At 62.2% G+C, this 25,608-nt stretch carries 21 protein-coding genes and 3 tRNA genes; 21 read left to right on the plus strand and 3 right to left on the minus strand.

The features are described from left to right. The first annotated feature begins 22 nt into the window (after positions 1-22). Together ACZ5BO_RS11695 and ACZ5BO_RS11700 are read left to right on the plus strand one after the other, a co-directional pair. The gene (locus ACZ5BO_RS11695) at positions 23-982 is read left to right on the plus strand and encodes a tRNA dihydrouridine synthase (RefSeq protein ID WP_464699845.1); all 960 of its coding nucleotides are present in this window, start codon (positions 23-25) and stop codon (positions 980-982) included. 113 nt (positions 983-1,095) lie between these two features. Then, positions 1,096-1,542 carry an Hsp20 family protein gene (locus ACZ5BO_RS11700; RefSeq protein WP_025130196.1) on the plus strand — a complete coding sequence of 149 codons (447 nt, stop codon included), beginning with the start codon at positions 1,096-1,098 and terminating at the stop codon, positions 1,540-1,542. 49 nt (positions 1,543-1,591) lie between these two features. On the opposite strand, the gene ACZ5BO_RS11705 is transcribed toward ACZ5BO_RS11700, so the two are convergent. Together ACZ5BO_RS11705 and ACZ5BO_RS11710 are read right to left on the minus strand one after the other, a co-directional pair. Further along, entirely contained in the window at positions 1,592-4,870 is a 3,279-nt protein-coding gene (locus tag ACZ5BO_RS11705; RefSeq protein WP_464699847.1) for a sensor domain-containing protein, read from the minus strand. A gap of 81 nt (positions 4,871-4,951) precedes the next feature. Next, positions 4,952-5,842, minus strand: coding sequence for a LysR family transcriptional regulator (locus tag ACZ5BO_RS11710; RefSeq protein ID WP_025130194.1), 891 nt, complete (start codon positions 5,840-5,842; stop codon positions 4,952-4,954). 153 nt (positions 5,843-5,995) lie between these two features. Here ACZ5BO_RS11710 and leuC point away from each other — a divergent pair, with 153 nt between their 5' ends. From leuC to ACZ5BO_RS11745, 7 genes are all read left to right on the plus strand, one after another. Continuing rightward, the gene (gene leuC, locus ACZ5BO_RS11715) at positions 5,996-7,414 is read left to right on the plus strand and encodes a 3-isopropylmalate dehydratase large subunit (protein WP_025130193.1); all 1,419 of its coding nucleotides are present in this window, start codon (positions 5,996-5,998) and stop codon (positions 7,412-7,414) included. An 11-nt stretch (positions 7,415-7,425) separates the two neighbouring features. Then, a complete protein-coding gene (gene leuD / locus ACZ5BO_RS11720; protein ID WP_025130192.1) occupies positions 7,426-8,070 on the plus strand; it encodes a 3-isopropylmalate dehydratase small subunit in 645 nt (214 codons plus the stop codon). A gap of 93 nt (positions 8,071-8,163) precedes the next feature. Then, positions 8,164-8,928 (plus strand): class I SAM-dependent methyltransferase, encoded by a 765-nt coding sequence (locus tag ACZ5BO_RS11725; RefSeq protein ID WP_464699849.1) that lies wholly within the window; start codon positions 8,164-8,166, stop codon positions 8,926-8,928. A 51-nt stretch (positions 8,929-8,979) separates the two neighbouring features. Continuing rightward, positions 8,980-10,062 carry a 3-isopropylmalate dehydrogenase gene (gene leuB, locus ACZ5BO_RS11730; protein ID WP_025130190.1) on the plus strand — a complete coding sequence of 361 codons (1,083 nt, stop codon included), beginning with the start codon at positions 8,980-8,982 and terminating at the stop codon, positions 10,060-10,062. A 54-nt stretch (positions 10,063-10,116) separates the two neighbouring features. Next, entirely contained in the window at positions 10,117-11,229 is a 1,113-nt protein-coding gene (asd, locus tag ACZ5BO_RS11735; RefSeq protein WP_025130189.1) for an aspartate-semialdehyde dehydrogenase, read from the plus strand. A gap of 178 nt (positions 11,230-11,407) precedes the next feature. Further along, complete coding sequence (locus ACZ5BO_RS11740) at positions 11,408-12,418, plus strand: aspartate-semialdehyde dehydrogenase (RefSeq protein ID WP_025130188.1); 1,011 nt, start codon at positions 11,408-11,410, stop codon at positions 12,416-12,418. 205 nt (positions 12,419-12,623) lie between these two features. Next, the gene (locus ACZ5BO_RS11745) at positions 12,624-15,200 is read left to right on the plus strand and encodes a motility hub landmark protein FimV (RefSeq protein ID WP_464699851.1); all 2,577 of its coding nucleotides are present in this window, start codon (positions 12,624-12,626) and stop codon (positions 15,198-15,200) included. A 72-nt stretch (positions 15,201-15,272) separates the two neighbouring features. On the opposite strand, the gene ACZ5BO_RS11750 is transcribed toward ACZ5BO_RS11745, so the two are convergent. Beyond that, positions 15,273-15,932, minus strand: coding sequence for a M24 family metallopeptidase (locus tag ACZ5BO_RS11750; RefSeq protein ID WP_464699853.1), 660 nt, complete (start codon positions 15,930-15,932; stop codon positions 15,273-15,275). A gap of 227 nt (positions 15,933-16,159) precedes the next feature. On the opposite strand from ACZ5BO_RS11750, the gene truA reads away from it, so the two are divergent. From truA to ACZ5BO_RS11810, 12 genes are all read left to right on the plus strand, one after another. Continuing rightward, the gene (truA, locus tag ACZ5BO_RS11755; RefSeq protein ID WP_025130185.1) at positions 16,160-16,984 is read left to right on the plus strand and encodes a tRNA pseudouridine(38-40) synthase TruA; all 825 of its coding nucleotides are present in this window, start codon (positions 16,160-16,162) and stop codon (positions 16,982-16,984) included. 63 nt (positions 16,985-17,047) lie between these two features. Continuing rightward, positions 17,048-17,680, plus strand: coding sequence for a phosphoribosylanthranilate isomerase (locus ACZ5BO_RS11760; protein WP_025130184.1), 633 nt, complete (start codon positions 17,048-17,050; stop codon positions 17,678-17,680). A 258-nt stretch (positions 17,681-17,938) separates the two neighbouring features. Next, entirely contained in the window at positions 17,939-18,859 is a 921-nt protein-coding gene (gene accD, locus ACZ5BO_RS11765) for an acetyl-CoA carboxylase, carboxyltransferase subunit beta (protein WP_025130183.1), read from the plus strand. Next, on the plus strand, positions 18,856-20,163 hold the full coding sequence (gene folC / locus ACZ5BO_RS11770) for a bifunctional tetrahydrofolate synthase/dihydrofolate synthase (protein WP_025130182.1): 1,308 nt from the start codon (positions 18,856-18,858) through the stop codon (positions 20,161-20,163). The genes accD and folC overlap by 4 nt, the downstream gene beginning before the upstream one ends. After that, positions 20,147-20,794, plus strand: coding sequence for an SPOR domain-containing protein (locus ACZ5BO_RS11775; protein WP_025130181.1), 648 nt, complete (start codon positions 20,147-20,149; stop codon positions 20,792-20,794). Before folC ends, ACZ5BO_RS11775 begins: the two co-directional genes overlap by 17 nt. Positions 20,795-20,892: 98 nt before the next feature. Beyond that, the gene (locus ACZ5BO_RS11780) at positions 20,893-21,450 is read left to right on the plus strand and encodes a CvpA family protein (protein ID WP_025130180.1); all 558 of its coding nucleotides are present in this window, start codon (positions 20,893-20,895) and stop codon (positions 21,448-21,450) included. A 41-nt stretch (positions 21,451-21,491) separates the two neighbouring features. Next, complete coding sequence (purF, locus tag ACZ5BO_RS11785) at positions 21,492-22,997, plus strand: amidophosphoribosyltransferase (protein WP_025130179.1); 1,506 nt, start codon at positions 21,492-21,494, stop codon at positions 22,995-22,997. Between the two features lie 36 nt (positions 22,998-23,033). Beyond that, the gene (locus tag ACZ5BO_RS11790; protein ID WP_464699856.1) at positions 23,034-24,245 is read left to right on the plus strand and encodes an O-succinylhomoserine sulfhydrylase; all 1,212 of its coding nucleotides are present in this window, start codon (positions 23,034-23,036) and stop codon (positions 24,243-24,245) included. Beyond that, complete coding sequence (locus ACZ5BO_RS11795) at positions 24,242-25,018, plus strand: SDR family oxidoreductase (RefSeq protein WP_464699858.1); 777 nt, start codon at positions 24,242-24,244, stop codon at positions 25,016-25,018. Before ACZ5BO_RS11790 ends, ACZ5BO_RS11795 begins: the two co-directional genes overlap by 4 nt. A 168-nt stretch (positions 25,019-25,186) precedes the next feature. Beyond that, positions 25,187-25,262 (plus strand) — tRNA-Val (locus tag ACZ5BO_RS11800). Between the two features lie 59 nt (positions 25,263-25,321). Continuing rightward, positions 25,322-25,398 (plus strand) — tRNA-Asp (locus tag ACZ5BO_RS11805). Between the two features lie 101 nt (positions 25,399-25,499). Further along, positions 25,500-25,576 (plus strand) — tRNA-Asp (locus ACZ5BO_RS11810). Positions 25,577-25,608: the final 32 nt, after the last annotated feature.

A 25,608-nucleotide genomic window follows, 5' to 3' on the forward strand; every position in this document is an offset into this window, starting at 1 on the left:
TGTTTTTCATTGAGTGTGTTTCATGCAAATTGCCTTGGCGCCCATGGAGGGGTTGGTCGACAACATCCTGCGGGATGTACTGACACGTGTTGGCGGGATTGACTGGTGTGTCACCGAGTTCATCCGGGTCAATGATCGCCTGCTCACGCCTGCCTATTTCCACAAGCTCGCTCCCGAACTGCTGCAGGGCGCGCAGACTGCTGCCGGTGTGCCGCTGCGGGTGCAGTTGCTGGGCTCCGATCCGGTGTGCCTGGCCGAGAACGCGGCGTTGGCCTGCGAGCTGGGCAGCGAGGTCATCGACCTGAATTTCGGCTGCCCGGCCAAGACCGTCAACAAGTCCCGAGGTGGCGCGGTGCTGCTAAAGGAGCCCGAGCTGCTCAACCAGATCGTCGAGCACGTACGGCGGGCGGTGCCGGCGCATATCCCGGTCACGGCGAAGATGCGCCTGGGCTTCGACAGTCCGGACGGCTCGCTGGTGTGCGCCACGGCGCTGGCCGAGGGCGGCGCCGAGCACATCGTTGTGCACGCACGGACCAAGGTCGACGGCTACAAGCCACCGGCCCACTGGGAGTGGATTCCCCGGGTGCAAGAGGTGGTCAAGGTGCCGGTGTTCGCCAACGGTGATATCTGGAGCGTCGAGGATTGGCGGCGCTGCCGGGAAATCAGTGGCGTCGATGACATCATGCTGGGGCGCGGCCTGGTCTCGCGTCCGGACCTTGCCCGGCAGATTGCCGCAGCCCGGGCCGGTGAAGAAGTGATGGCAATGTCCTGGGCTGATTTGCAGCCCATGCTGCAAGACTTCTGGGCCCAGGTGGTGGTGCAGTTGACCCCGCGCTCGGCGCCTGGGCGCTTGAAGCAGTGGTTGGCAATGCTGACCCGCAATTACCCGGAAGCGGTCGAGCTGTTTACCGCCCTGCGCCGGGAAACCGATCTGGATCAGGTCGGTCGCCTGTTGGGTATGCCCCAGCCGGAAGCCGCGTAAAAAATTCAGCGGGCCTCTCTTGAAATACCAGGGTCGATCCTTATCTCTTGGGTACGCGATGCCGAATTCGGGTCGCGTAGACAACCACTCGCTGAATATCAGGAGATAGACCCATGAGTACTGCATTTTCCCTGGCTCCACTGTTCCGTTCCTCTGTCGGCTTCGACCGTTTCAACGATCTGTTCGAATCGGCACTGCGCAACGAGCCTGGCAGCAGCTACCCACCCTACAACGTTGAGAAGCACGCCGACGATCAATACCGCATCGTCATCGCCGCTGCCGGCTTCCAGGAAGAAGACCTGGAGCTGCAAGTGGAGAAAGGTGTGTTGACCGTGAGCGGTGGCAAGCGCGACGCCAATGACAGTGTGACCTACCTGCACCAGGGCATTGCCCAGCGTGCATTCAAGCTGTCCTTCCGCCTGGCCGACCATATCGAGGTCAAGGCTGCCGGCCTGAGCAACGGTCTGCTGAGTATCGACTTGCTGCGGGTCGTGCCGGAAGAGGCCAAGCCTAAGCGCATCGCCATCAACGGTGCGCAGCAGCAGGCTCTGCAACACTAAGACCGCTGCATGAAAAAGGGTGCCCTGGTGGCGCCCTTTTTTGTGCCTGTCATTCCAGCAGTTTCTTGAACTCGCTCAGGGGCAGGGGCCGGCTGTGCAGGTATCCCTGGTACAGGTGGCACTCCAGTCCTTGCAGGAACTCCAGTTGCTGCGGGGTTTCCACCCCCTCGGCAATCACCTTCAGGTCCAGGCTGCGGGCCATGGCGACAATCGCCCGGATGATTTCCGCATCGTTGGGGTCGTGGGTCGCATCGCGGACGAAAGACTGGTCGATCTTCAAGGTGTCCACCGGCAGGCGCTTGAGGTAGGTCAGCGAGGAGTAGCCAGTGCCAAAATCATCCATGGCGAAGCTGACCCCGAGCTTTTTCAGTCGGCGCATCTTGCTGATGGTGTCGTCCAGGTTCTGGATCACGATGCCCTCGGTGATCTCCAGTTTCAGCAGGGACGAGGGCAGGGCGTAGGCGGTCAGGCTGTGCTCGATTCGTTCGACAAAATCGTTCTGGCGGAACTGCCGCGGGCTGATGTTGACGCACAGGCTGAAGTGATGGGGGTCCACCAGTTGCTGATCGATCAATTGGCTGAAGGCCAGGCAGGCTTCGTCGAGAATCCAGGTGCCTACCTCGAGAATCAGCCCGCTGTCCTCCAGCACCTTGATGAACTCGGTGGGTGACTGGGCGCCCAGCTCCGGATGCTGCCAGCGAACCAGGGCTTCGGCGCCGACGATGCGGTTGTCGCGGGCGTCCACCTGGGGCTGGAAGTGCACACTGAATTCGCCGCGAGACAAGGCCAGGCGCAAGTCGGTTTCCATGCGCAGGCGTTCGCTGGCGGCTTTCTGCATGGTGTTGTGGAACATCTGCGTGGTGTTGCGCCCCGAATCCTTGGCCCGATAGAGGGCGATGTCGGCGCGCTTGAGCAGGTCGGTGGGGGTCGAGCCGTGATCGGGAATCAGTGCTACGCCGATGCTGGGGGTGACCTGCAGGCGCTGGCCGTCGAGGAACATGGGCTCCGAGAGCAGCTCGCGCAAGGTGCCGGCCAGTTGCCGGACCTGGTCGCTGACTTCGTTGCGCGAACCTTCCAGGCCGCTCAGCAGCACCACGAATTCATCGCCGCCCAGGCGGGCCACGGTGTCTTCCATGCGCACGCTGGCCTCCAGCCGCGCCGTGATGATCTTCAGTACCGTGTCGCCTACCGGATGACCAAGGGAGTCGTTGATGTGCTTGAAGTGGTCGAGGTCGAGGAACAGCAGGGCGCCCCGCAGGTTGTGGCGCTTGAGCAGGGCAATCTGCTGGCTCAGGCGGTCCATCAGCAGGGCGCGGTTGGGCAGGTTGGTCAGGGGGTCGTGGTAGGCCAGGTGGCGGATCTGCGCCTGGGCGTTCTTCAGCAGGCTGACATCCCGTGCGGTGAGCAGCAGGCACGGGGTTTCATTGAGGGTGATCGGTTCGACCGAGGCTTCGAGGGTGAGGATTTCCCCGCGCTTGTTGCGCCCCAGCATCTCCAGGTGATGCACCCGGCCCTTGAGCTTGAGCTCGGCCAGCAACGTGGAAAGTTGGGCCTCTTCGGCCCAGATGCCAATTTCATACATGGTGCGGCCGATCACTTCATCGGTGCGATAGCCGGTCAGGCGGCAGAAGCCGTCGTTGACCTCCAGGTAGCGCCCGGTGTCACGCTCGGTGATGGTGATGGCGTCGGGGCTGGAGTGGAAGGCCTTGGCGAACTTCTCCTCGCTGGCCTTGAGGGCGGCTTCCGAGCGCTGTTGCTGGGTGATGTCCCGTAGCGTGGTGACGATGCACAGTTGCTTGTCGACAGTGATCTGGCGGCTGGAAATGATGCAGGTCAGGGGCTGGCCGTCCTTGTGGTTGACCACCACCGCCACGTTGTTCAGTGCCTGTTCACGAATCACTTGCTCGATCCGTCGCAGGCGCGGGGCGGGATCTTCCCAGAGCCCGATCTGCTCGGCGCTGCGGTTGATCACCTCCTCCAGAGTCCAGCCGAAGGTCTGGGTGAAGCTGGAGTTGATCTCGATGAACTGGCCGGTTTCCCGCAAGGTGACGCAGATCGGGTCTGGGCTGACTTGGAACAGGCTGGCGAACTTTTCTTCCGAGGTGATCAGGCGCTGTTCGCGCTCCACCTGTTCAGTGATGTCCAGTAGCGTGCCGGCCATGCGCAGCGGATTGCCTTGTTCGTCGCGGTACAGGCGCGCCCGGCTTTCCAGGTAGCGCGAGCTGCCGTCCAGCAGTTGCACCCGGTAGGTCAACTGGTAGTTGCCTGCCGGGCCCTCGCGCAGGCTGCGGTAGGCATCGCGCATGGAATTGCGCTCTTCGGTGGGTACACCTTCGAAGAAGGCATCGAAGGACTCGTGAAAGGGCGCCGGTTCCAGGCCGTGCAATTGTGCTGCGCGGGCCGAGCCGTAGAGCATGCCGCTGGGAATGTGCCAGTCCCAGGTGCCCAATTGCGCCGAGTCCAGGGCCAGGTCAAGGCGTTCCTGGCTGTCCTTGAGGGCCTGTTCGGCTCTTTTGCGTTCGCTGGTGTCGAGGAAGGTGCTCAACAGGTAGGCCTTGCCTTCCAGTTCGACCTTCTGCGCGCTGAGAATGCCATCGTGGATTTGCCCGTTGCTGGCGCGGAACTGGACTTCCAGGCTCGCGGTCTGGCCCTTTTTCTGCACGGCCTTGATCAGTTGGGCGCGCTGCTCGGGGTTGACCCAGAGGCCGATCTCCAGGGTGGTGCGGCCGATCACGTGGGCGGCGGGCCAGCCGAACTGGCTTTCGAAGTACTGGTTGGCCTCGCTGATCAGGCCGTCTTCCAGGCGGGTCAGCAGTACGGTGTTGGGGCACAGGTGAAACAGGGTGGCGAAGCGTTTTTCCGAGCTGCTCAGGGCTTCTTCACGCTGGCGCTGGTGGGTGATCTCGCGGATCACCCCGATCATTCGGGGCTTGCCGTGCTTGTCCGGCTGGACACTGCCGCTGATTTCCAGCCAATGCAGGCTGCCGTCAGGCCAGCGAATGCGGTGATGCATGGCGTGCTCCAGGGGCGCGCCAGCCAGTACCGAGTGGAAGGCGCGAACGGTCCTGGCCCGGTCCTCGATCGGCAGCAGGTCGAGGTACTCGAGGTTTTCCGGCAGCGGTTGGCGCGGGTCGAAGCCAAACAGGGCCTGGGTTCCCCGGGACCAGCTGATCTGCCCGCTTTCGATATCCCAATACCAGGCCCCCAACCGCGCACCGTTGAGTGCGGCGAGCAGCTGCGGCGCGCTTTCCCAGCTCTGCTCCGACTCCCGGGGGTCGACAGCGTGAATGCGCGGCAAGGGCGGAATACGGTCAGCGGGTTTGGGCATGGGGTCAGGCCTTGGGCTGAGTAGTTCGTTTGGGCGGGGTACTCATGGTGGTGTGATCTGGCACGGACAAAACCCAGAAATCTATGCCGGGGTCCCTGGCCAATCGACTTGTGCATCCAGTAAGGCCATGAAAGCCCGCGCCGCATTCGACAGCGTCCGTTCGGTGTGCAGGATATAGCCTAGCTGGCGTCGCAGTTGTATGCCCGGCAAAGGAATGCGCGCCACCTGATCATCGAGCATGGTGCGCGGGAGCACGCTCCAGGCCAGGCCGATGGAGACCATCATCTTGATAGTTTCCAGGTAGTTAGTGCTCATGGCGATGTTCGGCGTCAGGCCCTGGGCTTCAAACAGGCGTTGGACAATATGGTGGGTGAAGGTGTTGCCGCCGGGAAATACAGCGGGGTGCAGGGCAATGTCCGCCAGGCTGACCTGGCCATTGCTGACCAGCGGGTGCTCCGGGGCCGCGACGAAGTCCAATGGGTCGTCCCAGACCGCCGTGGCCTGGATCAGGCTGTGGGGTTCGGGCGCCAGGGTGATCACCGCCAGCTCGGCCCGGCCGTGCAGGATTTCCTCATAGGCCACTTCGGAGTCGAGGAATTGGATATCCAGGGCCACTTGCGGATAGCGCCGGGTGAAGGCCCGCAGCAGTGGCGGCAAGCGATGCAGGCCGATGTGATGGCTGGTGGCCAGGGTCAGCCGCCCACTGACTTCGCCCGTGAGGTTGGTCAGGGCTCGGCGCGTGTCATCCAGCACGTTAATGATCTGGTAGGCCCGGGGCAGCAGGGCGCGTCCGGCCTCGGTCAGGCCGATCTCGCGGCCCAGGCGGTCGAACAGCCGCACATTGAGCTGCTGTTCCAGCCCGGCGATACGTTTGCTGATGGCGGGCTGGGTCAGGTGCAGGCGCTCTCCGGCTGCGGAAAAGCTGCCGGTCTCGGCAATGGCTATAAAGGCGTTGAGGTTGGCCAGGTCCATGGTCACATTCCAGTTGGTTATCCAAAGCATGAAAAATATGAATTTGAGTTATTTAATCTAACCCCATAGCATCAGCCTCACAAGCCAAGGGGTTATTGATCGGCAGGCGATCAGGGCCCGGGGCATAGAAACAAGCTGATGAGGAATGGTCCGATGGCCGGCAAGACGCTCTACGACAAGCTCTGGGATTCGCATTTGGTCAAGCAGCGCGACGATGGTTCGGCGCTGATCTATATCGATCGTCACATCATCCACGAAGTGACCTCCCCGCAAGCCTTCGAGGGCCTGCGTCTGGCTGGGCGCAAGCCGTGGCGCATCGATGCCAACATCGCCACCCCGGACCACAACGTGCCGACCACCCCTGAACGCAAGGGCGGAATCGAGGCGATTGCCGACCAGGTGTCGCGCCTTCAGGTGCAGACCCTCGATGACAACTGTGACGAATACGGCATCGTCGAATTCAAGATGAACGACGTGCGCCAGGGCATCGTCCACGTGATCGGCCCGGAGCAGGGCGCGACCTTGCCGGGCATGACCGTGGTCTGCGGCGACTCGCACACCTCCACCCACGGTGCTTTTGGCGCCCTGGCCCACGGCATCGGCACTTCCGAGGTGGAGCACGTACTCGCCACCCAGTGCCTGGTGGCCAAGAAGATGAAGAACATGCTGGTGCGGGTCGAAGGCATCTTGCCTTTCGGCGTGACCGCCAAGGACATCGTCCTCGCGGTGATCGGCAAGATCGGCACCGCCGGCGGCAACGGCCATGCCATCGAGTTCGCTGGCAGCGCGATTCGCGACCTGTCGGTCGAAGGCCGCATGACCATCTGCAACATGTCCATCGAAGCCGGTGCCCGTGTCGGCCTGGTCGCTGCGGATGAAAAGACCGTGGAATACGTCAAGGGCCGTCCTTTCGCCCCCAAGGGCGCGGAATGGGACCTGGCTGTCGAGGCCTGGAAAGACCTGGTGTCCGATGCCGATGCCAGATTCGACACCGTGGTCGAACTCGATGCCGCACAGATCAAGCCGCAGGTCAGCTGGGGCACTTCCCCGGAAATGGTCCTGGCGGTGGATCAGAACGTGCCGGATCCGGCCAAGGAAATGGACCTGGTCAAGCGCGACTCCATCGTCCGTGCCTTGAAGTACATGGGCTTGAGCGCCAACCAGGCGATCACCGACATCCAGCTGGATCGGGTGTTCATCGGTTCCTGCACCAACTCGCGGATCGAAGACCTGCGTGCTGCCGCAGTGATCGCCAAGGGCCGTAAGGTGGCTTCCACCATCAAGCAGGCGATCGTGGTCCCGGGCTCGGGCCTGGTGAAGGCTCAGGCCGAGTCGGAAGGTCTGGACAAGATCTTCCTCGAGGCCGGTTTCGAATGGCGTGAGCCGGGCTGCTCGATGTGCCTGGCGATGAACCCGGACCGCCTGGAATCCGGCGAGCATTGTGCCTCGACCTCGAACCGCAACTTCGAAGGGCGCCAGGGCGCAGGTGGTCGTACCCACCTGGTCAGCCCGGCCATGGCCGCCGCCGCCGCTGTCAGCGGTCGTTTCGTCGACGTCCGTGAATTGATCTAAAGGAGCGCAGCATGAAAGCTTTCACCCAGCACACTGGTTTGGTCGCGCCCTTGGATCGTGCCAACGTCGACACCGATCAGATCATCCCCAAGCAGTTCCTCAAGTCGATCAAGCGCACCGGCTTTGGCCCCAACCTGTTCGACGAGTGGCGCTACCTGGATGTGGGGCAACCCTACCAGGACAACTCCAAGCGTCCGCTGAACAAGGACTTCGTGCTCAACGCCGAGCGTTACCAGGGCGCCAGCGTGTTGCTGGCGCGGGAAAACTTCGGTTGCGGCTCCAGCCGCGAACACGCGCCCTGGGCGTTGGAAGAGTACGGTTTTCGCAGCATCATCGCGCCAAGCTATGCCGACATCTTCTTCAACAACAGCTTCAAGAACGGCCTGCTGCCGATCATCTTGAGCGACGAGGAGGTCGACGAGCTGTTCCAGCAGGTGGAAGGCACCCCGGGCTACCAGTTGCGCATCGACCTTGAGGCGCAGACCGTGACCCGTCCTGACGGCAAAGTGCTGACGTTCGAGATCGACGCGTTCCGCAAGCATTGCCTGCTCAACGGCCTCGACGACATCGGCCTGACCCTGCAGGACGGTGATGCCATCGCCGCCTTTGAGGCCAAGCATCGCGCCAGCCAGCCCTGGTTGTTCCGCGACGCCTGAGTGACTGTCTGCCTGCTGGCCGCTGGCTGCCGATCGGTGCAGCTGGCGGCTGGCCGGTGAATGCTGTTTTTCCCTGATCAAAAGGACCGCATCATGACCAGCAAGGCCCATAGCCAAGTGGTACAGACGCAATTCGGCGAGCAGGCTTCGGCCTACCTGAGCAGTGCGGTGCACGCTCAAGGTGTCGAGTTCGCCCTGCTACAGGCCGAGGTTGCGCAGCGCGGCGATGCGCGAGTGCTGGACCTGGGCTGTGGCGCTGGGCATGTGAGCTTTCATGTCGCACCGCTGGTCAGGGAGGTGGTGGCCTATGACCTTTCGCCGCAGATGCTTGATGTGGTGGCCAGTGCAGCGGCTGAGCGCAATCTGGGTAATATCAGCACCCGGCATGGCGCCGCCGAACGCTTGCCGTTCGCCGATGGCGAGTTCGACTTCGTGTTCAGCCGTTATTCGGCTCACCACTGGAGCGACCTGGGCCAGGCCCTGCGCGAGGTGCGCCGGGTATTGAAACCGGGTGGCGTGGCGGCGTTCATCGATGTCTTGTCGCCGGGTAGTCCGCTGTTCGACACTTACCTGCAGAGCGTGGAAGTGCTGCGTGATACCAGCCATGTGCGTGATTATTCGGCAGGGGAGTGGTTGCGCCAGGTCAGCGAGGCCGGTTTGCACGCGCGCAGCACTGCTCGTCAGCGCCTGCGCCTGGAGTACAGCTCCTGGGTCGAACGCATGCGTACGCCCCAGGTCATGCGTGCGGCGATCCGCGAGCTGCAGCAGGCCATGGGCAATGAAGTGCGCGAATATTTTGAGATTGAGGCCGATGGTTCGTTCAGTACAGATGTACTGGTGCTGTGGGCCGAACGATAGAATTTTTCCGGGTACGCCTGCGGGCGTGCCGACAGAGCAAATGAGGAACCCATGAGCAAACAGATTCTGATTCTTCCTGGCGACGGTATCGGCCCGGAAATCATGGCCGAGGCAGTCAAGGTGCTGGAGCTGGCCAATGACAAGTACCGCCTGGGCTTCGAGCTGAGCCACGACGTGATCGGCGGCGCCGCCATCGACAAGCACGGCGTGCCGCTGGCCGATGAGACCCTGGAGCGCGCTCGTGCCGCCGACGCGGTGCTGCTGGGTGCTGTGGGTGGCCCGAAATGGGACAAGATCGAACGTGACATCCGTCCTGAGCGCGGCCTGTTGAAGATCCGTGCGCAATTGGGCCTGTTCGGCAACCTGCGCCCGGCAATTCTCTACCCGCAACTGGCGGATGCCTCGAGCCTGAAGCCGGAAATTGTCTCCGGCCTGGACATCCTCATCGTTCGCGAGCTGACCGGCGGCATCTACTTCGGTGCGCCCCGCGGCACCCGCGAGCTGGAAAACGGCGAGCGCCAGTCCTACGACACCCTGCCATACAGCGAGAGCGAGATCCGTCGCATCGCCCGGGTCGGCTTCGACATGGCGCGGGTGCGCGGCAAGAAGCTCTGCTCGGTGGACAAGGCCAATGTCCTGGCCTCCAGCCAGCTGTGGCGCGAAGTGGTCGAGGAGGTGGCCAAGGACTACCCGGATGTCGAACTGAGCCATATGTACGTCGACAACGCCGCCATGCAACTGGTCCGCGCCCCAAAGCAGTTCGACGTGATGGTGACCGACAATATGTTCGGCGACATCCTGTCCGACGAAGCCTCGATGCTCACCGGTTCCATCGGCATGCTGCCCTCGGCCTCCCTGGATGCCAACAACAAGGGCATGTACGAGCCTTGCCACGGCTCGGCGCCGGACATTGCCGGGCAGGGCATTGCCAACCCCTTGGCGACCATCCTCTCGGTGTCGATGATGCTGCGCTACAGCTTCAACCTGAACGAGGCGGCGGACGCCATCGAGCAGGCCGTGAGCCGGGTGCTGGATCAAGGCTTGCGCACCGGTGACATCTGGTCGGCAGGTTGCACCAAAGTCGGTACGCAGGAAATGGGCGATGCAGTAGTCGCCGCGCTGCGGAATCTGTAATCTTTGCGGCCCACTGCACAGACAGTGGCCCACTTTTGTATAGGTGTAGTTGCGATGAAACGTGTAGGTCTGATCGGTTGGCGCGGTATGGTCGGTTCCGTGCTCATGCAGCGGATGCTGGAAGAGCAGGACTTCGATCTTATTGAACCGGTGTTTTTCAGCACTTCCAATGTCGGTGGCCAAGGGCCGTCGGTGGGCAAGGACATTGCTCCGCTGAAGGATGCCTACAGCATTGAAGAGTTGAAAACCCTCGACGTGATTCTGACCTGCCAGGGTGGCGACTACACCAGTGAAGTCTTCCCCAAGCTGCGCGAAGCCGGCTGGCAGGGCTACTGGATCGACGCCGCTTCCAGCCTGCGCATGCAGGATGACGCGGTGATCATCCTCGACCCGGTGAATCGCAAGGTCATCGATCAGCAGCTGGATGCCGGGACCAAGAACTACATCGGCGGCAACTGCACCGTCAGCCTGATGCTGATGGGCCTGGGCGGCCTGTTCGAAGCCGGCCTGGTGGAGTGGATGAGCGCCATGACCTACCAGGCGGCCTCGGGCGCGGGTGCGCAGAACATGCGCGAGCTGATCAAGCAGATGGGCGCAACCCACGCTGCGGTTGCCGATGACCTGGCCAACCCGGCCAGCGCCATCCTCGACATCGACCGCAAAGTGGCCGAGGCCATGCGCAGCGATGCCTATCCGACCGAGAACTTCGGCGTGCCGCTGGCCGGCAGCCTGATCCCGTGGATCGACAAGGAACTGCCCAACGGCCAGAGCCGTGAAGAGTGGAAGGCCCAGGCCGAGACCAACAAGATCCTCGGTCGCTTCAAGAACCCGATCCCGGTGGACGGCATCTGCGTGCGTATCGGCGCCATGCGCTGCCACAGCCAGGCGCTGACCATCAAGCTCAACAAGGACGTACCGATCGCCGATATCGAAGGGCTGATCAGCCAGCACAACCCTTGGGTCAAACTGGTGCCGAACCAGCGCGAGATCAGCATGCAGGAGCTGAGCCCGACCAAGGTTACCGGCACCCTGAACGTGCCGGTTGGCCGTCTGCGCAAGCTCAACATGGGCTCGCAGTTCCTTGGCGCCTTCACCGTGGGCGACCAACTGCTGTGGGGCGCGGCCGAGCCGCTGCGCCGCATGCTGCGGATCCTGCTCGAGCGTTGATCGCCTGAGGCTCTGAAAGAACCCGCCCCTGCTGCCAGGTGCGGGTTTTTTTATGGGCGCGCTGGGGCTCAGTGGCTTCTGAGGCGGTTCTCGCTGCCGTTGCGAGGGCCCCATGAATTGCCTCGCCACCCTGTGCCGGGTAAAGTGCCGCTCCCCCGTTCTACCTGAGGTAAGCACCATGACCCCGTCCTTTGATATTGCCGTGATCGGTGCCACCGGCACGGTCGGCGAAACCCTGGTGCAGATTCTCGAAGAGCGTGATTTCCCCATTGGCAATCTGCACCTGTTGGCGAGCAGCGAGTCGGCCGGTCATTCGGTGCCGTTTCGCGGCAAGAATGTCCGGGTGCGTGAGGTCGACGAGTTCGATTTCAGCAAGGTCCAGCTGGTGTTTTTCGCGGCGGGGCCGGCGGTGACCCTGAGTTTTGCCTCGCGGGCCACGGCGGCCAATTGCACGGTCATCGACCTGTCGGGCGCCTTGCCTTCGGCCCAGGCGCCGAATGTCGTGCCTGAAGCCAATGCCGAGGTTCTGGCAGGCCTGAAGAAGCCGGTGCAATTGAGCAGTCCCAGTGCTTCGGCCACCGCGCTGGCGGTAGTGCTTGCACCTTTGCAGGGATTGCTGGACATCCAGCGGGTCAACCTGACCGCCAGCCTGGCGATTTCCAGCCAGGGGCGCGAAGCCGTCAGCGAACTGGCCCGGCAGACCGCTGAGCTGCTGAATGTGCGCCCGCTGGAGCCGCGGGTCTTTGATCGTCAGGTGGCCTTCAACCTGTTGGCCCAGGTTGGTACGCCCGATGCCCAGGGCCATACCCTGCTGGAAAAGCGTCTGGTCAGGGAGTTGCGCGAGGTTCTGCGACAACCTTTATTAAAGATTTCTGTCACTTGCATTCAAGCGCCGGTGTTTTTTGGCGATAGCTATAGCGTGACTCTGCAGTCAGCCAGCGCTGTTGATCTGGCGGCCGTGAATGCTGCACTGGAGGCGGCTCCCGGCCTGGAGCTGGTGGAAGCCGGGGATTATCCAACGGCTGTAGGTGACGCCGTGGGCCAGGACGTAGTCTATGTGGGACGGGTTCGCGGCGGTGTCGATGACCCGACGGAACTGAATCTGTGGCTGACCTCGGACAACGTCCGCAAAGGCGCGGCGTTGAACGCTGTGCAGTTGGCTGAATTGTTGATAAAAGACCAGCTGTAAAAGATACTTGGCAACAATTTGCAGAATGAATCTAGCTGGGCGCTATGCTTGGCAAGTTGCTGGAGGTGAGTGGCCGTCAGGTGCTCCCGGGGCATGCAGGAAATAGTCGCGCGTCGTGGTCGTTCATGGCCCCGCGCAGTGCCTTATGGCAGCCGCTACAAAACCTTCTCGCTGGCCGAGGAATGTTCAAACAAAGGATGAGGCTATGGTTCAAGTTCGCAAACTGGTGTTAGCAATAGCGGCCGCCTCGGCGCTGTCCTCCGGTATGGCGCAGGCGCTTGGGCTCGGGGAGCTGACCCTGAAGTCGAGTCTGAACCAGCCTCTGGTAGCAGAAATCGAATTGCTCGATATCAAGGACCTTACTGCTGCGGAGGTGGTGCCTAGCCTGGCCCCGGCAGAAGAGTTCGCCAAGGCCGGCGTCGATCGCCAGGCCTTCCTCAACGACTTGAGTTTTACCCCGATCCTCAATCCCGGCGGCAAGAGTGTGCTGCGGGTGACCTCGAGCCAGCCGCTGTCGGAGCCGATGGTCAAGTTCCTGGTGCAGGTGATGTGGCCCAACGGCCGCCTGCTGCGCGATTACAGTGTGCTGCTGGATCCTTCGAAGTTTTCCCCGCAGGCGGCCGCCGCGGCTCAAGCCGCCCCGGCGATCAGCGCCCCGGCGACGGGTGCAAGCAAGGTCAGCAAGCCTGAGCAATACACCACCTCGGCCCGTGACACGCTCTGGGAAATCGCCGCGAAGAACCGTAATGGTGCTTCGATCCAGCAGACCATGCTGGCGATCCAGGCGCTGAACCCGGATGCCTTCATCGATGGCAACATCAACCGCTTGAAGACCGGCAAGGTCCTGCGCCTGCCCGATGTGGTGCAGAGCACCGCGCTGCCGCAGCCCAAGGCAATTGCCGAAGTTGCCGCGCAGAACGCCGCCTGGCGCCAGGGGCGTCGTTCCGGTGCCCGCGGCCAGCAGCAAGTGGATGCAACCCGGCGTGCGGGTGCCGACAAGGCGCCCAAGCAGGCCAACGCCAAGGACAACCTCAGCCTGGTCTCTGCGGAGAGCGGCAAGGCGCGTGGCAAGGGGGCCGCGGGTGACAGCAAGGCGCTGAACAACAAGCTGGCAGTGACCCAGGAAAGCCTGGATGCGACCCGTCGCGACAATGCCGAGCTCAAGGAACGCATGGCGGACCTGCAAAGCCAGCTGGACAAGCTGCAGCGCCTGATCGAATTGAAAAACAACCAGTTGGCCAAGCTGCAGGCCGATGGCTCGGCTGCTGTTCCTGCGGCTCCAACCGCTCCGGCGATGCCGGCGGAACTGGTGGCCAAGCCTGAAGCGCCTGCAGCGGCTCCTGCCGCCCCGGTGACTGAGCCCGTTGTCGCTGCGGTGCCGGATACGGCCGCTGCGAAGACGGACGAAGACAAGTACGGCGATCTGCTGAGCAATCCGATCCTGTTGGGTCTGGTGGGCGGTGGCGGCGTATTGGTCGTGCTGCTGTTGCTGCTGCTGTGGGCGCGCCGGCGCAAGGCCCAGCAGGAGGCGGAAAAGCATCTGCGCATGGCTCGGGCATTGTCCGAGGAAAATGAGTTCAGCGAGGACATGGAGCTGCCGGAAGGCAGTTTCGAAGGCCTTGAAGTTCCGCCGCCAAGCGTCAAGCTTGCTCCAGCTCCAGCTCCAGCTCCAGCTCCAGCTCCGGTGGTGGAGCCCGTGCCGGTGCCTGCGGCGCCGGTCGAGCGGGCAACCGATGTCTTGGGGCAGGCGCAGAACCACATCGATGGCGGCCGCCTGAACCAGGCGGCGGCGATTCTTGAAGAAGCCGTCAAGCTCGAGCCCCAGCGCAGTGATCTGCGTCTCAAGCTGATGGAGGTCTACGCGCATCAGGGGGACCGCAGTGCTTTTGTCGCTGAAGAGCGGCAATTGGTGGCCAATGGTGATAACCATGCCCGGGTCGAGGAACTGAAAAGTCGCTTCCCGGCAATGGTTGCAGTGGCAGCGGCAGCCGGCCTGGCTACCGCGGCGGTGGCTGCCGAGCTGGACGCCCAGTATGTCAAGGACCTGTTGCTGGATGAGCCACAGCCTCCCGAGCCTGCTGCGCCTGTGGAAGGCCTGGACGCCGACTTCGATCTGAGCCTGGATGATCTGGAAGCGGCTTCGCCGGCAGTGGTAGCGGCTGAGCCTGAACCTGAGTCTGAGCCCGAGCTGGAAGACTTCCCGCTGGATGATGACCTGAGCTTCGGTTCGGTGCTCGAGCAGCAGACGGCGCCAGAGGAGAACCTGGATGACCTGGGAGACTTCGATCTGGATCTGGGGGCTGACCTGCCTGCCGCGACCCAGAGCGACGACGACTTCCTGCTGAGCCTGGAAGACGACCTCAAGGACCTGCCGGCTGGCGACGTGCCAACCGTCACCGAATCGGCCCTGGATGACTTGGATCTGTCGGCGGACTTCGATCTGTCTCTGGCGGATGAGATGGACGCGGTTGCAGAGCCCAAGGACGCTTTCGCTTCCGAGCTGGATGATGTCAACGCCGAGCTGGATCGCCTGTCCCAGAGCCTTGATCAGCCGCTGGATGCGCCGAGCTTCACCGCTGAAGATGCGGCGGCAGAACCTGAAGAGGCGGATTTCGACTTCCTTTCCGGCAGTGACGAGGTCGCCACCAAGCTGGATCTGGCTCAGGCCTACATCGATATGGGTGATAACGACGGCGCGCGGGATATCCTGGGTGAAGTGTTGAGCGAGGGCAGCGAAGGGCAGAAGAGCGAAGCGCAGGAAATGCTGGCGCGATTGGCTTGAAGCAATTCGATGCTTGAACAGAACGGCAGCCGATGAGGCTGCCGTTTTTGTTGATGCTGACCTAGGCGCTGCTCAGATCAGCAGGTCTTCGTAGAAGGCGCCAAAAGGGCGGGTGGGATGGGCGATCTGTATTTCCAGGATCCACAGCCCCACTTGTGGGCAGTCGGCGAAATCTCCCAGGTCTCCGGCGCGATAAATGGCGTGGGGGAAGTCGCTGACCCGATGTCCCTTGATGTCCAGGTTGAGCACCCAGCCCATGGCGCAGGCTTGTTCTGCGGCATAGCGGTACAGTTCCGGGCCGGCCATCTGATGGGTCTTCCACTGCTGATGCACCTGATCGAACAGGTTCTTGGCCGCGGCGGCGCAGGCGTGCATCTCGGCGTCGTCACCGCTGACGAATGTGGCGCCGCAATCGCCTTCGTGGCGGTCCCAGACAACCCCCAGGTCGATGAAGAACAGGTCGTTTTCCCCTAGTTGCGGATCGCCATCGGAGCGCTGCTTGAAGGTTTTCAAGGTGTTGGCGCCAAAACGGATCAGCAGCGGGTGCCAGATCCGTTCCATGCCCAGTTCCCGCAACACCTCAAGACCCATTTCCCTGGCGCAGGATTCATGCATGCCCGGCTTGATCTGCCTGGCCATTTGCGCAATGGCTTCCCAGGTCATGCGCTTGGCGTGAAGCATGCCCTCCAGGCTGTAGGCTAGGCCTACGGCTTCTTTGCTGGTTGCGATCATTCGTCGATTCTCGATCAGGTGCTTTGTTGTTTTCGATATATATTTTTCTATATAGCGATTGCCTGAAGGTCATGCAATCTTCCTGTGGCCCGGCTGTCTTGGGGGGTAATCGGCAACTAAAGCTCGGCAGTGCATGGCGTCTGTTTCCGACGGCCTTATAATGGGCGCCTTTGCGCATATCAGCAGGCTGTAAGTTCTTGGCAAATATAGATAACGCGGCCGCCGAAATGGCGGCCGCAGGCTTTTCCCGAATCGCTCTGGGTGTTGAATACAAGGGTTCGCGCTATCGCGGCTGGCAGCGCCAGGCGTCTGGCGTGCCCAGTGTCCAGGAAACCCTGGAGAAGGCCCTGTCCAGAGTGGCGGACTCTCCGGTACTGCTTTCTTGTGCTGGGCGCACCGATGCCGGTGTGCATGCCTGTGGTCAGGTGGTGCATTTCGATACCCAGGCCGTGCGCTCGGCGAAGGCCTGGGTCATGGGCGCCAACATTAACCTGCCCCATGACATCAGCGTCAGCTGGGCCCAGGAGATGCCGGCGCATTTTCATGCGCGGTTCAAGGCGATTGCCCGGCGCTACCGCTATGTGATCTATAACGATCAGATCCGCCCGGCCCACCTCAACGAAGAAATCACCTGGAACCATCGGCCGCTGGACGTCGAGCGGATGGCCCAGGCGGCTGCGTTTCTGGTCGGTACCCATGATTTCAGTGCGTTCCGGGCGGGGCAGTGCCAGGCCAAGTCGCCGATCAAGGAGCTTCATCACCTGCGGGTCACCCGGCACGGCAAGATGATCGTCCTGGATATTCGTGCCAGTGCCTTCCTTCATCACATGGTGCGCAATATCGCCGGTGTACTGATGACCATCGGTGCCGGCGAGCGCCCGGTGGAGTGGGCGCGGGAGGTGCTGGAGAGCCGCATTCGCCGTACCGGTGGGGTGACGGCCCATCCTTTCGGCCTGTACCTGGTCAAGGTCGAATACAACGATGAGTTCCAGTTGCCCGAGCGATACATCGGGCCACATTTCCTCAGTGGATTCTCGGAACTTGACGGCTGACGCCCGGAAAAGCATTTGCTACCATCCGGGACTTTCCGGATTTACCCCTGAGGTTCAAACGACATGCCAGCTGTTCGCAGCAAGATTTGCGGGATTACCCGCATAGAAGATGCGTTGGCGGCAGTGGCGGCGGGGGCTGACGCCATCGGCCTGGTGTTCTACGCCAAGAGCCCGCGGGCGGTAACGGTGCAGCAGGCGCGGGCGATCATTGCCGCCTTGCCGCCGTTCGTGACCACCGTGGGCCTGTTCGTCAATGCCAGTCGCTGCGAGTTGGGGGAGATACTCGATGCGGTGCCGCTGGACCTCCTGCAGTTTCACGGTGATGAGTCGGCGGCTGACTGCGAAGGCTATCACCGGCCCTATATCAAGGCCTTGCGGGTCAAGGCCGGGGACGATATCGCCGCGGCCTGCCTGGCGCACCCTCGGGCCAGCGGGATTCTGCTGGATGCCTACGTCGAAGGTGTGCCGGGCGGAACCGGCGAGACCTTTGACTGGTCCCTGATTCCTCGGGAGGTTAGCAAGCCGCTGATTCTCGCCGGTGGCCTGTCGGCGGAAAACGTCGGTGAGGCCATCGCCCAGGTTCGTCCTTATGCCGTGGACGTCAGCGGTGGCGTGGAACAAAGCAAGGGCATCAAGGATCAGGCGAAGATTCATGCATTTATGCAGGCCGTGCGTCGCGGCAGTGAGTCGATGTGACGGCTGGCAGTCTGCCGCCGTCCATAACACCACTGTACAAAACAGGCAGGCGCCGCCTTCAGGCGGGGTTGGAATCGAGTGGCAACCGCTCTATTGCGGGTGCCGGGATGGCTGAGGAAAGGTTCGCTGCAGGCAGGTCGAGCCGGGTGCTGACCGCGGTAGCGAATCGATCATCGCCGCACACATGAATTTAGCTCAAGGGCATACACGGGGCTGCGAACCAAAGCGTTCGGGTCGCCGGTACTGGAGAAAGAAAGCATGAGCAACTGGTTGGTAGACAAACTGATCCCTTCGATCATGCGTTCCGAGGTGAAGAAAAGCTCGGTGCCCGAAGGTCTTTGGCACAAGTGCCCATCCTGTGAGGCGGTGCTCTATCGCCCAGAATTGGAAAAGACCCTGGATGTTTGCCCCAAGTGCAACCATCACATGCGGATCGGCGCACGCGCGCGTATCGATATCTTCCTCGACGCCGAGGGCCGCGATGAGCTGGGGGCCGACCTGGAGCCCGTGGATCGCCTGAAGTTTCGCGACGGCAAGAAGTACAAGGACCGCCTGACCGCGGCGCAGAAGCAGACCGGCGAGAAAGATGCGCTGATCTCCATGAGCGGCACCCTGCTGGGCATGCCGGTGGTGGTCTCGGCTTTCGAATTCTCCTTCATGGGCGGTTCCATGGGCGCCATCGTCGGTGAGCGTTTCGTACGTGCGGCCAACTATGCCCTGGAAAACCGCTGCCCGATGATCTGCTTCTCCGCATCCGGTGGTGCGCGGATGCAGGAGGCACTGATTTCCCTGATGCAGATGGCCAAGACCTCCGCGGTGCTGGCGCGCCTGCGTGAAGAGGGCATTCCGTTCATCTCCGTGTTGACCGACCCGGTCTATGGTGGTGTTTCCGCCAGCCTGGCGATGCTGGGTGATGTGATCGTTGCCGAGCCCAAGGCCCTGGTTGGCTTCGCCGGCCCTCGCGTGATCGAGCAGACCGTGCGGGAAAAGCTGCCGGAAGGTTTCCAGCGCAGCGAGTTCCTGCTGGAGCACGGTGCGATCGACATGATTATTTCCCGTCAGGAACTGCGTCCGCGCTTGGGTAACCTGCTGGCTCAGCTCATGGGCCTGCCGACGCCGGAGTTCGTGGCTGCACCTGTCGAGCCGATCGTGGTTCCGCCGATTCCTGCAAACCTATGACCGAACGTACCCTGGGCGAATGGCTCGCCTATCTCGAGCAGTTGCACCCTTCGGCCATCGACATGGGGCTGGCGCGCTCGCAACAGGTAGCGTCCCAGATGGGGCTGGGCAAACCGGCGCCCCGGGTCGTCACGGTCACGGGGACCAACGGCAAGGGTTCCACCTGTGCCTTTGTCGCGTCCTTGCTGCGCTCCCAGGGCCTGAAGGTCGGTGTCTACAGCTCTCCGCACCTGCTGCGTTACAACGAGCGGGTGCAGGTCAATGGCGAGGAAGCCACTGACCAGCAGTTGTGCGAGGCCTTTGCGGCGGTCGAGGCGGGGCGCGGTGACATTACCCTGACCTACTTCGAGATGGGGACACTGGCTGCGTTCTGGCTGTTTCAGCAGTCGGCACTGGATGCCGTGGTCCTGGAAGTCGGCCTGGGCGGTCGCCTGGATACGGTCAATCTGGTGGATGCCGACCTGGCATTGGTCACCAGCATTGGCGTCGACCATATCGAATACCTGGGTGATTCTCGTGAGTCCGTGGCCTTCGAGAAGGCCGGGATCTTCCGTCCTGGCGCGCCGGCACTCTGTGGCGATCTGAATCCGCCGCAGCCGTTGCTGGACAAGGCGCGGGAACTGGGCTGTCCGTTCTTTCTCCGCGGGCGGGATTTCGACCTGGGCCTGACTGAGCAGCATTGGCAGTGGCGCGGTCTTGATGCCCAGGGCAACCAGGTCGAACTGAGAGGGCTGCCGCTGCTCGATCTGCCGATGGAAAACGCCGCGCTGGCCTTGCAGGCCTACCTGCTCATGGGCTTGCCTTGGCAGCCTGGGCAGATCGCGGCAGCCTTGCAGCAGACCCGGGTAACCGGTCGACTGGATCGTCGACAGATCGATTGGCATGGCAAGCGCCTGAACCTGTTGCTGGATGTTGGTCATAACCCCCATGCGGCGCAGTATCTGGCCGAGCGCCTGGCGCGTCGTCCGGTGGTGGGCAGGCGCCTGGCGGTGTTCGGTTTGCTGGCGGACAAGGATCTTCCTGGTGTGATTGGCTGCCTGCAGGCGGCTGTCCAGCACTGGGCGGTGGCACCTCTGGATTCGCCGCGGGCACGCCCGGTCGAGGATCTGCAAGCGGCGCTGGAGAACCTGGGGGCGCCAGTAACGTCCTATGCCAGTGTGGCGGCAGCGTTGGAAGGGCAGTGTGCGCAAGCGGATGCCGATGACGAAATCCTGCTGTTCGGGTCTTTTTATTGTGTTGCCGAGGCGCTCGAGTGGCTCGCCCGGCGCTCCACGGAGGAAGCTGCACATGGCTATGTTGGATAACGTCTACAAGCAGCGAATGGTGGGGGCTCTGGTGTTGGTGGCGTTGGCGGTGATCTTTCTGCCGATGCTGTTCTCGCGAGAGGACGAGCAGCGCCGTGTTACGGTCGAAGCACCGCCGGCGCCTCAGGCTTCGGTGATGCCCCAGGTTCAGGTCGAGCCGGTGGTGGTGCCCGAGCCTCAGGCGTTGCCTGAAGGCTCGGTGCCGGCCGATGAGCCAGTGGTTCAGCAGTCGGCGCCTTCGATGCCGATTGCTCCAAGCGCGCCAGTGGCCGCTGCGGCGCCCGTTGTGGCGAGCAAGCCGACGCCGGCGCCGAAACCTGTTCCGGCGCCACCTCAGCCGGTGGCCGTGGCCAAGCCCGATACGACCCAGAGCCGGGTAGATGCCAATGGCCTGTCCGTCAGCTGGTCGGTGCAATTGGCCAGCCTGTCGAGTCGTGAAAGTGCGGAAAACCTGCAGAAAACCCTGCGCAGCCAGGGTTATAACGCCTATATCCGTTCGGCCGAAGGTAAGAATCGAGTGTTTGTCGGCCCGTTGATCGAGCGTGCCGAGGCAGATCGCCTGCGTGACCTTTTGGGGCGTCAGCAGAACCTCAAGGGCTTCGTGGTGCGCTTCCAGCCAGAGCGTGGCTGAAGCTATCTGGCTGATTTTAAAAGCACAGTGAATCGCAGCTTACCGACAGCCAAGCGCTCTGTTAAAATGCGCCGCCTTATCCGTCTGTAGGCTGCACTGTGCCATTTACCTGGGTTGACTGGGCGATCGTTGCAATAATCGCCATCTCCGCTTTGATCAGCTTGAGCCGCGGTTTCGTCAAAGAAGCCTTGTCGTTGCTTACCTGGATCATCGCAGGAGTCGTTGCCTGGATGTTTGGTGGCTCACTGTCCGAGTACCTCGGCGGTTATATCGAAACTCCTTCGGCTCGCGTGATCGCGGGCTGCGCAATCATGTTTGTCGCCACCTTGCTGGTGGGGGCAATGGTCAACTATCTCATCGGCGAATTGATTCGCGTCACCGGCCTCTCCGGAACCGATCGATTCCTCGGCATGGCCTTCGGCGCGGCGCGTGGCGCGTTGCTGGTGGTCGTGGCGGTCGGGCTTCTGAGCCTGGGGCCGGTACAGCAGGATTCCTGGTGGCAACAGTCGCGACTGGTGCCACAATTTCTATTGGTTGCAGACTGGTCCAAGAACCTCATTCTGGGGTGGAGCAGTCAGTGGCTGGCCAGCGGTATCAGCGTACCCGCTGATATACCGTTCAAGGAGCACCTCTTACCGGCCAAAACGCCTCAGTAAGATGGGTTCAGTTCAGTTTCATTAAGTAGGGGTTGCGTCGCATGTGTGGCATCGTCGGTATCGTCGGTAAGTCGAACGTCAATCAGGCGCTGTATGACGCGCTAACCGTCCTCCAGCACCGCGGCCAGGACGCTGCCGGTATCGTGACCAGCCATGATGGCCGGTTATTCCTGCGCAAGGATAATGGCCTGGTCCGTGATGTGTTCCAGCAGCGCCACATGCAGCGCCTGGTCGGTCACATGGGCATCGGTCATGTCCGCTATCCAACCGCGGGCAGCTCGACCTCGGCCGAGGCCCAGCCGTTCTACGTCAACTCACCGTATGGCATCACCCTGGCGCACAACGGCAACCTGACCAATGTCGAGCAGTTGGCCAAGGAGATCTACGAGTCTGACCTGCGCCACGTCAACACCAACTCCGACTCTGAAGTGCTGCTCAACGTGTTCGCCCACGAGCTGGCCCAGCGCGGCAAGCTGCAGCCTACCGAAGAAGACGTGTTCGCCGCGGTAACCGACGTGCACAACCGTTGTGTAGGCGGCTATGCGGTGGTGGCGATGATCACCGGCTACGGCATCGTGGGGTTCCGGGATCCTCATGGCATCCGTCCGATTGTGTTCGGCCAGCGCCATACCGACGAGGGCGTGGAGTACATGATCGCCTCGGAAAGCGTGTCCCTGGACGTGCTGGGTTTCACCCTGATCCGCGACCTGGCCCCGGGCGAGGCGGTCTACATCACTGAAGAGGGCAAGCTGTATACCCGTCAGTGCGCGAACGATCCGCAGCTCACTCCGTGCATCTTCGAGCACGTGTACCTGGCGCGTCCCGATTCGATCATCGACGGTGTATCGGTCTACAAGGCCCGGCTGCGCATGGGTGAGAAGCTGGCGGAGAAAATCCTACGCGAGCGTCCCGAGCACGATATCGATGTGGTGATCCCGATCCCGGACACCAGCCGCACCGCTGCCCTGGAGCTGGCCAACCACCTGGGAGTCAAGTTCCGCGAAGGCTTCGTGAAGAACCGCTACATCGGCCGGACCTTCATCATGCCGGGCCAGGCTGCACGGAAAAAATCCGTGCGCCAGAAGCTCAACGCCATTGAGCTGGAGTTCCGCGGCAAGAACGTGATGCTGGTGGATGACTCCATCGTGCGTGGCACCACTTGCAAGCAGATCATTCAGATGGCCCGTGAAGCCGGTGCGAAAAACGTCTACTTCTGTTCCGCAGCGCCGGCCGTGCGTTATCCAAACGTGTACGGCATCGACATGCCGAGCGCTCACGAGCTGATTGCCCACAATCGTTCGACCCAGGATGTGGCCGACCTGATCGGTGCCGATTGGCTGATCTACCAGGACCTGCCTGACCTGATCGAGGCGGTCGGTGGCGGCAAGATCAAGATCGAGCATTTCGATTGCGCCGTGTTCGATGGCAAGTACGTCACCGGCGACGTCGACGAGGCCTATCTGAACAAGATCGAGAACGCCCGTAACGACGCGTCCAAGGTCAAGACCCAGGCGGTCAGCGCCATCATCGATCTGTACAACAACTGATTCAGAGCATTCAAGAAGACATTAGGAGTAGGCGGCATGAGTCAGGATTGGGATGCCGGTCGGCTGGACAGCGACCTTGAAGGCGTAGCGTTCGATACCCTGGCGGTGCGCGCCGGCCAGCACCGTTCGCCGGAAGGTGAGCACGGTGATCCGATGTTCTTCACCTCCAGCTATGTGTTCCGCACGGCCGCCGATGCGGCCGCACGGTTCGCTGGCGAAGTGCCGGGCAATGTCTATTCCCGTTACACCAACCCGACCGTGCGCTCTTTCGAGGAGCGTATCGCAGCGCTGGAAGGTGCGGAGCAGGCGGTGGCCACGGCCACCGGCATGGCAGCGATTCTGTCGGTGGTCATGAGCTTGTGCAGTGCGGGTGATCATGTGCTGGTGTCGCGCAGCGTGTTCGGTTCGACCATCAGTCTGTTCGAGAAGTACTTCAAGCGTTTTGGTGTGGAAGTCGATTATGTACCCCTGGCGGATCTCTCCGGCTGGGATGCGGCAATCAAGGGCAATACCAAGCTGCTGTTCGTCGAGTCGCCGTCCAATCCCCTGGCTGAGTTGGTGGATATCGCCGCGCTGGCCGAGGTGGCCCACGCCAAGGGCGCAATGCTGGTAGTCGACAACTGTTTCTGCACGCCGGCCTTGCAGCAGCCGCTGAAGCTGGGGGCCGACGTGGTGGTGCACTCGGCAACCAAGTTCATCGACGGCCAGGGTCGTTGCATGGGCGGCGTGGTGGCGGGGCGCAGCGAGCAGATGAAGGAAGTGGTGGGGTTCCTGCGTACCGCGGGGCCGACCCTGAGTCCGTTCAATGCCTGGATTTTCCTCAAGGGCCTGGAAACCCTGAACCTGCGGATGCGCGCCCATTGTTCCAATGCCTTGGCCCTGGCCGAGTGGCTGGAGCGGCAGGACGGAGTCGAGAAGGTGCACTACGCCGGCCTGGCCAGCCACCCGCAGCACGAGTTGGCCAAGCGCCAGCAGCGTGGCTTTGGCGCGGTGGTGAGTTTCGAGGTCAAGGGAGGCAAGGAGGGGGCCTGGCGCTTTATCGATGCCACTCGCCTGATTTCGATTACCGCCAACCTGGGTGACAGCAAGACCACCATCACCCACCCGAGCACCACTTCCCATGGACGCCTCGCACCCCAGGAACGTGAAGCGGCGGGTATTCGCGACAGCCTGATCCGTATCGCCGTGGGGCTTGAGGATGTGGCTGACCTGCAGGCTGACCTGGCCCGCGGGTTGGCAGCCTTGTGATCGAGTTGTCCGCACCTCAGGTGGCTGGCATCGGTCGTGTCGCGCTGGTTACTGGCGCGGCGCGGGGAATCGGCCTTGGTATCGCGGCCTGGCTGATCAGTGAGGGCTGGCAGGTGGTCCTGGCTGATCTGGATCGGGAGCGGGGCTCCAAGGTGGCCAAGGCGTTGGGTGACAGCGCCTGGTTCATCACCATGGATGTGGCGGATGAAGAACAGGTGGCTCGAGGTATTGCCGAGGTGCTGGGGCAGTTCGGGCGTCTCGACGGCCTGGTGTGCAACGCTGCTATGGCCGAGCCGCACAACATCACCCTGGAAAGCCTGGATCTGGCGTACTGGAATCGGGTGCTGGCCGTGAACCTGAGTGGCCCGATGCTGCTGGCCAAGCATTGTGCACCCTACCTGCGGGCCCATGGCGGCTCGATCGTCAATCTGGCGTCCACCCGTGCCCGGCAATCGGAACCCGACAGTGAGGCCTATGCGGCGAGCAAGGGTGGTTTACTCTCCCTTACTCACGCCCTGGCGATCAGCCTGGGCCCGGAGGTCCGGGTCAATGCGGTCAGCCCTGGATGGATCGATGCCCGTGACCCTGCAGCGCGCCGTGCCGAGCCTCTGTCTGATGCCGACCATACCCAGCATCCTGCGGGGCGGGTGGGGACGGTGGAGGATGTGGCGTCGATGGTGGCCTGGCTGCTGTCGCGCAATTCGGGTTTTGTCACCGGCCAGGAATTCGTGGTGGACGGCGGCATGACCAGGAAAATGATTTATCAGGGCTAAGGTGTGGCGAGCTTCACGCTTCACGCGACAGGGAAAGGCCTGTTGACGTGGTTGTGTTTGCTGCTGGCCTGAAGCGTGGGGCTTACCGCTGTTTTTGAAAAAAACTTCAACCCTGCTATTGACTTAGCTTCGATACCTGCGTAAATTTCGCGGCCTCAACGAAGCAAAGGGTGATTAGCTCAGCCGGGAGAGCGTCTGCCTTACAAGCAGAATGTCGGCGGTTCGATCCCGTCATCACCCACCACTTCCTGAGTACCTTTCGCAAGAAAGGTGGAAGCTTCCACAGAAGCCTCCAACCGACGCGCAGCGGTAGTTCAGTCGGTTAGAATACCGGCCTGTCACGCCGGGGGTCGCGGGTTCGAGTCCCGTCCGCTGCGCCATATTTTCCAGATCAGGCTTGCCTGGTTTGAGATTGAAAAGCCTCTAGGCTAATCAGTCGGACGATTCAAAAGGTTCACATGGACGCAAGTCCAAGCGATACGCAGCGGTAGTTCAGTCGGTTAGAATACCGGCCTGTCACGCCGGGGGTCGCGGGTTCGAGTCCCGTCCGCTGCGCCATATCTGCCTCAAGGATCACTGAACGCCTTGAA

Source organism: Pseudomonas sp. FFPRI_1 (genome assembly GCF_055384485.1).